Origin of the sequence: Postechiella marina, assembly GCF_039538365.1 — a bacterium.
GTDB classification, from domain to species: Bacteria; Bacteroidota; Bacteroidia; order Flavobacteriales; family Flavobacteriaceae; genus Postechiella; species Postechiella marina.
This window is the reverse complement of sequence record NZ_BAABCA010000001.1, coordinates 435,320-448,392: the sequence shown is the minus strand read 5'-3', so window position 1 is coordinate 448,392 and position 13,073 is coordinate 435,320. Positions and strand designations below refer to the sequence as shown.

4 protein-coding genes are annotated in these 13,073 nt (G+C 33.6%); 2 read left to right on the top strand and 2 right to left on the bottom strand.

Annotated elements, in window-relative coordinates:
• Positions 1-2: 2 nt before the first annotated feature.
• Both ppk1 and ABD715_RS01790 read right to left on the bottom strand, forming a co-directional pair.
• Positions 3-2,063: a polyphosphate kinase 1 gene (gene ppk1 / locus ABD715_RS01795; protein ID WP_344786345.1), complete on the bottom strand. Its 2,061-nt coding sequence runs from the start codon at positions 2,061-2,063 to the stop codon at positions 3-5.
• A 222-nt stretch (positions 2,064-2,285) separates the two neighbouring features.
• Complete coding sequence (locus ABD715_RS01790; RefSeq protein WP_344786343.1) at positions 2,286-2,774, bottom strand: SixA phosphatase family protein; 489 nt, start codon at positions 2,772-2,774, stop codon at positions 2,286-2,288.
• A gap of 479 nt (positions 2,775-3,253) precedes the next feature.
• Between ABD715_RS01790 and ABD715_RS01785 the strand changes: the two genes are divergently transcribed.
• Positions 3,254-3,793 carry a hypothetical protein gene (locus tag ABD715_RS01785; RefSeq protein WP_344786341.1) on the top strand — a complete coding sequence of 180 codons (540 nt, stop codon included), beginning with the start codon at positions 3,254-3,256 and terminating at the stop codon, positions 3,791-3,793.
• A 34-nt stretch (positions 3,794-3,827) separates the two neighbouring features.
• Positions 3,828-13,073, top strand: a complete 9,246-nt coding sequence (locus tag ABD715_RS01780; RefSeq protein ID WP_344786339.1) for an HYR domain-containing protein — start codon at positions 3,828-3,830, stop codon at positions 13,071-13,073.

The window sequence follows — 13,073 nt, the reverse complement described above, 5'->3', positions numbered from 1 at the left end:
TATTAAACATTCTTATTTAAATAATAATCGTAAATAGCGGTTTGAGATCTTACTTTAGGCTTGTTATCTATTTTGTATTCATTTTCTATATCTGTGTTTAGAAGCCTAGCTTTAACATTGTCGCTCCAACAAATGTTAAAAGTATCCAATATTTCTTGTTTTACATCTTCGTCGTAAATAGGGCAACTTACCTCTACTCTATTATCTATATTTCTTGTCATCCAATCGGCAGAAGAAATATAAAGTTTTGCTTCTTCACCCTTACCAAAAGCATAAAGTCTGGTGTGCTCTAAAAACTTATCTATAACACTTATAACTTCAATATTTTCGCTCATTCCTTCTACTCCCGGAATTAAGCAACAAATACCTCTAACTATCATTTGAATTTTTACTCCGCCTCTACTAGCTTCATAAAGTTTATCTATCATTTTATAGCTAGATATACTATTCATTTTTAAACGAATAAATCCTTCTTTACCTTGTTTTACTTTATTTATTTCTTTGTCTATTAATTTAAAAACAGAACTTTGTGTGTAATGCGGAGAAGTAATTAAGTGCTTATATCTGTATATTTTGTAATTAGTATCAAAGAAACTAAAAATCTTATTTACATCTTTAAGTATACTCTGGTTTGAAGTAAACAAGGTATAATCTGTATATATTTTTGCTGTGGATTCGTTAAAGTTACCTGTACTTAAAAAGCCATAGCGTTTTATTTTTTTTCCTTCTTCTCGCTCTACAACACACATTTTACTGTGTACTTTTAGTCCTTGTACTCCAAAAATAAGATTAACACCTTCGTTTTCCATTTGTTGAGCATAATCGATATTTGCTTGCTCATCAAACCTTGCTCTTAACTCTATAGAAACGGTTACTGTTTTTCCGTTTATGGCTGCATTTATTAAAGCACTTGCAATATGCGAAATTTGAGCTAAACGGTATATTGTAATCTTTATGTTTTTTACCTTAGGATCTAAGGCTGCTTCTCTTAAAAACTTTACAACATACGAAAAGGTGTGATATGGCGCATATAGCAAATAATCTTTCTGCGAAATAGCATCAAAAATACTACTTTCTAAGCTTAACCCTTTTACTGGTAAGGCTTGCATTTTATCGTACATAAGGTTTTTGCGTCCTAAACTAGGAAACCCCATATAATCTCTTCTATTATGGTAACGTCCACCAGGAATAATACTATCTGTTTGATCTATTCCCATTTTAGACATTAAATACTCTAATGTATCATCGTTTATGGTTTTATCGTATACAAAACGTACAGGGTCTCCAACTTGCCTGTGTTTTACACTATCAGAGATTTTATCCATAAAACTTTTACTTAAATCACTTTCAAAATCCAATTCACCATCACGCGTAATTTTTATCATGTGAGCGCTAATACTCTTATAATCGAAAATATTAAAAATATCGCTTAAACAATAACGAATTAAATCGTCTATCATTATAATATAATTCTTGTCTCCTTGCATAGGTAACTCTACAAAGCGATTTATATTTTTTGGTATTTCTATTAAAGCAAATTGCTTAGTATCATCATTCATTAAAATTCTTACCGCCAAATAAGCACCACTATCCTTTAAATTAGGAAGCTCTACCATATCGTTTAAAATAATGGTTACCAATGCAGGGCTTACATCTTCTATAAAATATTTTTTAATAAAATTATGATGGTAATTATCGATTTGCGTCTCGTTAATAACATAAATGTTTTCTCCCTCTAAGGCGTCTTTTATGCTATTAAGAATATTTAAACTCTCGCTTTGTTGCTCAATAACTTTTTTTGTTATTATGGCTAATAATTCTTTTGCCCTAATACCTCCTAACTCATTTTTCCCTCCTTTTCCTGCATCAACAATTCGTTTAACTGTTGCATATCTTACCTTAAAAAACTCATCTAAATTATTAGAAAAAATTCCAAGAAATCTTAAACGTTCTATTAAAGGTACATCTTTGTCTGAAGCTTCTTGTAGAACTCTTCCATTAAATTGTAACCAACTAATTTCTCTGTTTATATACTGGTTGTTTTGGTTTTCGGCTTTGATCATTATTTATTTTATTTTCATAATCTAAAAACAAATATATTCTATTTAAATTGAAATTTAAATCTAATAAAATGTATTTTTTTTAATTCAATTATTTTAGGTTTTTACGCCTATTTTGTTACACAAAATATTTAACAAACCACCAAAAACAAAGGCTTTTAATTGATAAATTAACCTACTAATGATGATTAGTTAACATCAACATTTTTTTACTAAAAGTGCTTTTTAATTTTTTAAATTTTTAGGAAAAATTGTTTCTACCGTTTTGCCTTTTTTTAAACCCTTCCAACTATCTATATCAAAATCAATAATCACTACTCCGCATGTGGGTACGTTTTCTATAATTTTATTACCATAAGTATTTACAAATGAGGTTATCGCGTGATTGTGACCAAAAACCATTAAGGTATTTATGCTTTTGTCACAATTTTTAATAACCTGCAATAAATTTCGCCCTTCAAAATCATACAAATCATGATTAAAAATAACCTTATTTTCATCAAATTTTAATGCCTTGAGAATAATATTTGCAGTTTCTTTTGTTCTAAAAGCGTCACTTACCATAACTAGATCTGCTGTTATATTTTTAAACTTCAAAGTACTAGAAATCAAAACACTATCTGATAATCCTCTTGAATTTAATGGTCTTTCGTGATCTATAACATCATATTTCCATGATGATTTAGCGTGTCTTATTATAATTAACTTTTTCATGTTTTTCGATTAAGCGCGTTTATTATCGATTAAAAGTTGTTATTATCGATAAAAATCATGTTATTTGCAATGTAAAGCTATTAATAATTGTTGGTAAAAGATAAAGTTTACTGGACAAAAATATAAACAAAACAACACGCACCGATTAAACATTACTAAAGCACGATAAAATGAAAGATTTTTCTTTTTAACGAGTTTATTCGTGTTTAACCACATATTTTTGACTTTCTATTATTATATGTTTTTTTTTGTTAACCTTAAAATTACAGAAAATTATGACCCCAAATCTAATTTCAAAAAAAAACAATACTACGTATTACAAGCTCTCCCTCTCTGTTTTTTCCCTCAAAACACAAGTAAATTATTTGTTATCGTCAATAATACCATATGACTATAGCTAATACAATCAAGAATTATTTAATTAGTAAACATTGCCAAACATAAACATATAGTTAAACAAAATATAAATTGATAATGTCATGAGTAATAAATTAACTTTAACCTTAAGGTCGAGCCTTATTACATGTTTATTTTTATTAGTAATTGTAAAACATGTAAACGCGCAAGAAAAAGATATTTATGAACTAGACAATGCTACTATTGCAAAAACGCAAGGACAAGTAAATAAAGGGAAGTATAAAAAAGGCTCTAGTTTAGATAGAGTAGAGTTTTACAATCTTATAGAAAACATTTATACAACCTATTATGTTAATAATGGCAAAATAAAAAAGGCTTATGGAGATGGAAAACCTAAAAAATTAGCTTTAAGAGGAACAGGCGCTTTTAATTATTTAAAAACCGCTAACCACAACTTTAAAAACATTGAAATAATAACAATTACACTTGATACTATTTCTGAAATCCAAAATACAATGGATTTATCTTCATTAAAAGGTTTCGATAATTTAAAATACATATTTATAAGGTGCTACTTTAAACCTAACGAAGCACAAATTAAATCTTTTATAAAAACAAAAGAGCATAATAGAGTTTTCTATAAAATGGAAAATCCATCATAAATTCAGTCTCAAGATCAATTTAATAGATTAAGAAATGGAAAAAACATACCTAACCAAATCAGAATTGAAACCCAAAATTGTTAATTTCATTCTGCTTGCTATATTACTATTAGCTAACATTGGCATTAGCTACTCTCAAGAAATAGTAAAGTTTACTCCTAGAACATCTACTGTAATTCCTAGCCCTGCACCCACTATCTATAGTGTTAAAGGAGATTTTACTATGATGGGTAATACCAACTTAACCTTGGTAACTTATGGTAACTCTACCAACAATAATAATGATATGCGTTATGTAGATATTGATGGCGATGATGATACTTGGAATTCATCTTCTTCTACATTAACTTTTTCTAATGAAAATGGTGCTGATCAAAATTGTTCTAATATTATTTATGCAGGTTTATATTGGACAGGAAGAGCTTTTACAGTCTCTGAAACTGCTACAAATGAATTTGAGGTTACTAAAAATGGAGAAACTAAAACATTTAATACAAATAAAGCTAAATTAAAAGGTCCAAATTCTACGAGTTATACAGAACTTACCGCAGACGAGATATACTTCCCGACAAGTCAACATGGCAAAATGTATTCTGCATATTCTGAAATTACTGAATATGTGCAACAAAATGGTATTGGTGAATATTTTGTTGCAGATTTAGCTTTAAGAGAAGGCTCTACCGATGATATTGGATATTACGGTGGATGGGGAATGGTAGTTGTTTACGAAAACTCTAAAATGAATTATAGAGATGTTACTGTTTTTGATGGTCATGCCTATGTTCAAATAGGTTCTCCTACAAACCCTCGAATTGAAACGCTTGATATTAATGGCTTTAATGCAGTACAAAATGGAGACGTAAACCTAAAGCTAGGTCTTATGTCTGGAGAAGGAGATGTTGGAGTTTCTGGTGATTATTTTCATATATTAATTCCTGATAATGATGATGACCCGAATAATGTAAGTACTTTAAATAATAACTTATACCAACCACTAAGTCATTCTACAAATTCTGCTACTAACTTTTTCGACTCTTCTATTAATACCGGTGGAAATCTTAGAAACCCTAATTTGCAAAACAATACAGGGTTAGACATTGCTATGTTTGATATTGACAACAGTATTATTGAAGTTATAAAAAACAATCAAACATATACACGATTTAGATATGGATCTACTAGAGATACGTATATTATATTTAATGTAACGTTTTCTGTTGATGCTTATGTTCCAGAACCTGAAGGTATATTAACTACTACAGAGGTAAATGGAAACACAAACCCTGGCACATTAGAAATTATACCTGGCGAAAATGTATCTTATAAAATAGAACTAAAAAATACTGGTACAGAAGCTATAGATAAAACTATTATCACTCTACCCATACCAACAAGTGTAGATGCTAGTTCTCTTTCTGTAAGTTCTAATACTTATGCGCCTCTAACAACTACAACCCTTCCGGAATACAAAACAGGACCTGGCTTTGGCCCTAATGGTTCTATTGTTTGGGAAATAGGTAATTTACCAAAGCCCAACGACCCAGATACCGTTTTAGCAGATATAACATTTAAACTTACAGCCACACAAGATTGTGATATTTTAAAGAGTACAGTATTTGAAAACAACCCTACTATTAGCCTCAGCGGAACCATTTCTGGTACAGGAGCAACATCAGGAACATCATTTTCTACTAATTTAATTAGAGGCTACGAAACAAGTGGCCCTTGTAAAGGAGAACCCATACCTGCTCCTAATATTATTGACATAAATTATCGAGACTATGTAGATGAAGCTCCTACTGCTACTCCTCCAGCTGCTATAACAGTACAATGTAATCAAAATGTACCGCAAGCAGATATTACCACTGTTACAAATTTAGCTGACAATTCTGGGATACTTCCTACCGTTACACACCTTTCTGATATTTCTGATAATGGTTCTAATCCAGAAATCATAACGAGAACTTATAGTGTAACTGATGATTGTGATAATGTTACTAACGTTACACAACTAATTACTATACAAGATTCTACAGCGCCTACAGCGCCTACACTCGCTGATTTAACGGGTGAATGTACAGTTACTGCTACTGCGCCTACAACTACTGATAATTGTTCAGGAACAATCACTGCTACAACCAACGATCCTTTAACTTATAATAACCAAGGTACTTATACTATTACTTGGAATTTTGATGATGGGAATGGTAATAGCATAAATGTTAACCAAACTGTTATTGTTGATGATACAACAGAACCTACTGCACCAACTCTTTCTGATTTAATAGGACAATGTTCGGTTACTGCTACTGCGCCTACAACTACTGATAATTGTGCGGGAACAATCACAGCTACAACCAACGACCCTTTAACTTATAATAACCAAGGTACTTATACTATTACTTGGAATTTTGATGATGGGAATGGTAATAGCATAAATGTTAACCAAACTGTTATTGTTGATGATACAACAGAACCTACTGCACCAACTCTTTCTGATTTAACAGGGCAATGCTCGGTTACTGCTACTGCGCCTACAACTACTGATAATTGTGCGGGAACAATCACAGCTACAACCAACGACCCTTTAACTTATAATAACCAAGGTACTTATACTATTACTTGGAATTTTGATGATGGGAATGGTAATAGCATAAATGTTAACCAAACTGTTATTGTAAATGATACAACTGCGCCAGCAGAACCAACTCTTTCTGATTTAACAGGGCAATGCTCGGTTACTGCTACTGCGCCTACAACTACTGATAATTGTGCGGGAACAATCACAGCTACAACCAACGACCCTTTAACTTATAATAACCAAGGCACTTATACTATTACTTGGAATTTTGATGATGGTAATGGTAATAGCATAAATGTTAACCAAACTGTTATTGTTGATGATACAACAGAACCTACTGCACTAACTCTTTCTGATTTAACAGGGCAATGTTCGGTTACTGCTACTGCGCCAACAACTACTGATAATTGTTCAGGAACAATCACAGCTACAACCAACGACCCTTTAACTTATAATAACCAAGGTACTTATACTATTACTTGGAATTTTGATGATGGTAATGGTAATAGCATAAATGTTAACCAAACTGTTATTGTTGATGATACAACAGAACCTACTGCACCAACTCTTTCTGATTTAACAGGGCAATGCTCGGTTACTGCTACTGCTCCTACAACTACAGATGGATGTAGTGGAAATGTAATAACAGGGACAACAAGTGACCCTCTCACATACAATAATCAAGGCACTTACACTATTACCTGGAATTTTGATGATGGTAATGGTAATAGTACTGATGCTATTCAAACTGTTATTGTAAATGATACAACTGCGCCAGCAGAACCTACGCTTGCTGATTTAACAGGTGAATGTTCGGTTACTGCTACTGCGCCTACAACTACAGATAATTGTTCAGGAACAATCACAGCTACAACAAACGACCCATTAACATATAACAACCAAGGCACTTACACTATCACTTGGAATTTTGATGATGGTAATGGTAATAGTACTGATGCTATTCAAACTGTTATTGTAAATGATACAACTGCGCCAGCAGAACCTACGCTTGCTGATTTAACAGGTGAATGTACAGTTACTGCTACTGCGCCTACAACTACTGATAATTGTTCGGGAACAATCACTGCTACAACAAACGACCCTTTAACTTATAATAACCAAGGTACTTATACTATTACTTGGAATTTTGATGATGGTAATGGTAATAGCGTAAATGTTAACCAAACTGTTATTGTAAATGATACAACAGCGCCAACAGAACCAACACTTACTGATTTAACAGGTGAATGTTCGGTTACTGCTACTGCGCCTACAACTACAGATAATTGTTCGGGAACAATCACAGCTACAACAAACGACCCTTTAACTTATAACAACCAAGGTACTTACACTATTACTTGGAATTTTGATGATGGGAATGGTAATAGCATAAATGTTAACCAAACTGTTATTGTAAATGATACAACTGCGCCAGCAGAACCTACACTTACTGATTTAACAGGTGAATGTTCGGTTACTGCTACTGCGCCTACAACTACAGATAATTGTTCGGGAACAATCACTGCTACAACCAACGACCCTTTAACTTATAACAACCAAGGTACTTACACTATTACTTGGAATTTTGATGATGGTAATGGTAATAGCATAAATGTTAACCAAACTGTTATTGTAAATGATACAACTGCGCCAGCAGAACCTACACTTGCTGATTTAACAGGTGAATGTTCGGTTACTGCTACTGCGCCTACAACTACAGATAATTGTTCAGGAACAATCACAGCTACAACAAACGATCCGTTAACTTATAATAACCAAGGCACTTACACTATTACTTGGAATTTTGATGATGGTAATGGTAATAGCATAAATGTTAACCAAACTGTTATTGTTGATGATACAACTGCGCCAGCAGAACCTACACTTACAGATTTAACAGGGCAATGTACAGTTACTGCTACTGCGCCTACAACTACAGATAATTGTTCGGGAACAATCACAGCTACAACCAACGATCCGTTAACATATAACAACCAAGGTACTTACACTATTACTTGGAATTTTGATGATGGGAATGGTAATAGCGTAAATGTTAACCAAACTGTTATTGTAAATGATACAACTGCGCCAGCAGAACCTACACTTACAGATTTAACAGGGCAATGTTCGGTTACTGCTACTGCGCCTACAACTACTGATAATTGTTCGGGAACAATCACAGCTACAACCAACGCCCCTTTAACTTATAATAACCAAGGTACTTATACTATTACTTGGAATTTTGATGATGGGAATGGTAATAGCGTAAATGTTAACCAAACTGTTATTGTTGAAGATACAGAGTTACCTATAATTTCGTGCCCTAACAATGTCACAGTAAATGTAGATGTAGCAAATTGCTCTTCTTCTACTGTAGATTTAGGTTTACCAACAGCTACAGATAACTGTAATATAGATACAATAACCAATGATAGCCCAAATTCTTATCCTATAGGAGATACAACTGTAACCTGGACAGTTACAGACGAAGCTGGAAACAGTGCTACTTGTACACAAACAGTAACAGTTGTTGATAATATAGCCCCAAGTATTACTTGCCCCATTAATGTATTTGTAAATACTGACGCTGATTTATGTACTGCTTCAAATGTAAACTTAGGCACTCCTACAACCTCAGACTGTGTTGAGACAACTGTTAGTAACAATGCGCCTGCTATTTTTCCGCTAGGGGATACAACTGTAATTTGGACAGTAACGGATGATTCTGGAAATAGTGCTACTTGCGAACAAACTGTTACTGTTTCAGATGAACAACTACCAACAATTACATGTCCTGAAAACATAACAACAACTGCAGATGCTGGTTTATGTACTGCTTCAAATGTAAATCTAAACACCCCTATTACAAATGATAATTGCAGTATAGCTTCTGTTACTAATGACGCTACAGAACCTTTTGCTATTGGAAATACTACAGTAACTTGGACAGTCACAGATGGTTCTGGAAACAGTGCTACATGCCAACAAATTGTTACAGTAACAGATAATGAATTACCTACAATATCTTGTCCTAGCGATATAACTATTTCTACTGATTTAGGCTCATGTACAGCTTCCAATGTAAATCTAGGCAACCCGATTACAGATGATAATTGTACTGTGGCATCTATTACCAATGATGCTGCAGAACCTTTTACTATTGGAAACACAATAGTGACCTGGACAGTAACTGATGGTTCTGGAAATAGTGCTACGTGTCAACAAATTGTTACAGTAACAGATAATGAACTACCTACAATTGTATGCCCAACAAATGTAACGGTTTCTGCTGATACCGGTTTATGTACTGCTTCAGGTGTAAATCTGGATGTTCCAACTTCAAATGATAACTGCACGGTAGCATCGGTTACTAATGATGCTGTAGAACCATTCGCTCTTGGAGATACTATTGTAACTTGGACAGTTACAGATGGTTCTGGAAACTCTGCTACTTGCGAACAAACTGTTACGGTAACAGATAACGAGTTACCAACAATTATATGTCCTCCAGACATTACAGTAAATGCAGATAGCGGGCTATGCTCTGCTTCAAATGTAGCTCTTGGAGATGCTACAGGAAGCGATAATTGTTCTGTAGCCTCTATCATAAATAATGCTTTAGAGCCATTTCCACTTGGAGATACCACTGTAACTTGGACTATTACAGATGGTTCTGGAAACACTGCTACTTGCGAACAAACTGTTACAGTTATTGATGGAGATTTACCTGAAATAGTTTGTCCAGATAACTTAACTGTAAATACAGACCTTGGTTCTTGCACTGCTACAAATATTGATTTAGGAAATTTAGATGCAGAAGATTGTACTAGCATTACAATAACAAACGATGCGCCTTCTACTTTTAATATTGGAGAGACAATAGTAAATTGGACTATTACAGACGAAGCTGGTAACGAAACTAACTGCGAACAAACTATTACCGTTATAGATAATGAGCTACCAACAATAACATGTCCTAGTAATATTTCTGTATCTACCGACGCTGGCTTATGTACCGCTTCGGCTGTAGATCTTGAAACTCCTATTACAAATGATAATTGCAGTATAGCTTCTATTACAAATGATGCTGTACAACCATTCGCTATTGGAGATACTATTGTAACATGGACAGTTACAGACGAGTCTGGAAACTCAGCTACCTGCGAACAAATCGTAACTGTTGTAGATACTGAATTACCTACAATAACATGTCCTGAGAATTTAACTATTACTGCAGATCCAAACACTTGTTCTGCTAGTAATGTAGATTTAGGTGAAGCAATTGGAAATGATAACTGCACAGTAGATTCTATTACAAACAATGCTCTAGAACCTTTTGCAATTGGAGAAACTGTTATAACATGGACAATTACAGATGGCTCAGGAAACATTGCTACATGCCAACAAACTGTAACAGTTATTGACCAAAGTTTACCTGAAATAACCTGTCTTGAAGATATAACTGTTAATGTTGATCCAGGTACATGTGGTGCTACAAATGTTGACTTAGGTACTTTAGCTGCTGAAGATTGTACTACAATTACAATTATAAACGATGCGCCTTCTACTTTTGAAGTAGGCGAAACTATTGTTACATGGACTATTACAGACGAAGCTGGTAACGAAACTAACTGCGAACAAACTATTACCGTTATAGATAATGAGCTACCAACAATAACATGTCCTAGTAATATTTCTGTATCTACCGATGCTGGATTATGTACCGCTTCGGCTGTAGATCTTGAAACTCCTACTACAAATGATAATTGCAGTATAGCTTCTATTACAAATGATGCTGTACAACCATTCGCTATTGGAGATACTACTGTAACATGGACAGTTATAGACGGTTCTGGAAACACTGTAACCTGCGAACAAATCGTAACTGTTGTAGATACTGAATTACCTACAATAACATGTCCTGAGAATTTAACTATTACTGCAGATCCAAACACTTGTTCTGCTAGTAATGTAGATTTAGGTGAAGCAATAACTAACGATAATTGCACAGTAGAATCTGTAACCAATAATGCTGTAGAACCTTTTGCAATTGGAGAAACTGTTATAACATGGACAATTACAGATGGCTCAGGAAACATTGCTACATGCCAACAAACTGTAACAGTTATTGACCAAAGTTTACCTGAAATAATTTGCCCAGAAAATGTTACCGTTAATGTAGACTCCAATACTTGTGGCGCTACCAATGTTGATATAGGTAACTTAGAGGCAGAAGATTGTACCAACCTTACTATTACAAACAATGCTCCTGTTACTTTTAATGTTGGAGAAACCATTGTTACATGGACTATTACAGACGAAGCTGGTAACGAAACCAATTGCGAACAAACCATAACTGTTGTAGATAACCTTGCACCAGAATTTGTAGAAACACTGCCTACTAGCACAACTGTAGAATGTGACAACATTCCTGATGCAGAAACCTTAACTGCAATCGATAATTGTGGAGATGCACAAGTTACGTTTGAAGAAGTTAGAATAAATGGCAATTGTGAATCTAATTATGCATTAGAAAGAACATGGACAGCAACAGACTCTTCAAACTTAACAACAATACACACACAAACAATTACGGTTGAAGATACTACTGCTCCTGAATTTACTAGTACATTACCTTTGGATATAACTGTAGAATGCGACAATATTCCTGATGCTGAAGATATAACTGCTTCAGATAATTGTAATACAGCAACCGTAACGGTAGTAGATGTTAAAATAGATGGAGATTGCGATTCTTCTTATGTAATAGAGCGAACTTATACTGCTACAGATGAATGTGGTTTAGCAATAAGCCATATGCAACAAATAACTGTACAAGATACTACAGCTCCAGAACCAACAACTACTTTTGAGGCTGGTATTACTGTAAGCTGTACAGATATTCCTGAAATACCTAATTTAGATTTCGTAGATAACTGTTCTTCAAGTGTTACAGTAGATTTTAATGAAACAAACTCTTTTAACGAAAATACACCTACAGATTACGAAATTGTAAGAACATGGACTGTTAAAGATGATTGTGGCAACGAAAAAGATTATGTACAAACACTTACTGTAATTCTAGACGAAGTCGTAATTCAAGTTACTGCTCCAGAAAAATGTTTTGACGATGGTCTTATAGATTTAAATGAGTATGTTACTGTAGAAAATTTATCTGGCGTATGGGAATTATTAGAAGGCGATACTAATGCAGAATTAAATAATAATATTTTTAACCCAAGTACTCTTGAACTAGCCGAAGATTTTCTTCCTGGAGAAGGCACAAAAGACTACTTATTTAGCTATACAACAACAGATAATGGATGTATTAGTGTAACCGAAATATCTTTATCTATTAATGCAGATTGTGTTGTTTTACCATGTGGTCAAAATGATATTGAAATATCTACAGCTTTAACTCCTAATGGTGATGGTATAAATGAAAGTTTCGATATTATGGGAATTGATTTATGTGGATTTACTGCTAATGTAAAAATATTTAATAGATGGGGTGCATTAATTTATGAAGATGATGCATACACATTAGGAGAAAAACAAGGAACCTGGAAAGGATCTGCTCACAAATCATCAATTGGAACAGCAGACAAAGTACCTAACGGAACATATTATTATATAATAGTCTTAAAAAACAGTGGATTGGAACCATTTACTGGACCTCTTTACTTAGGAACCAAATAA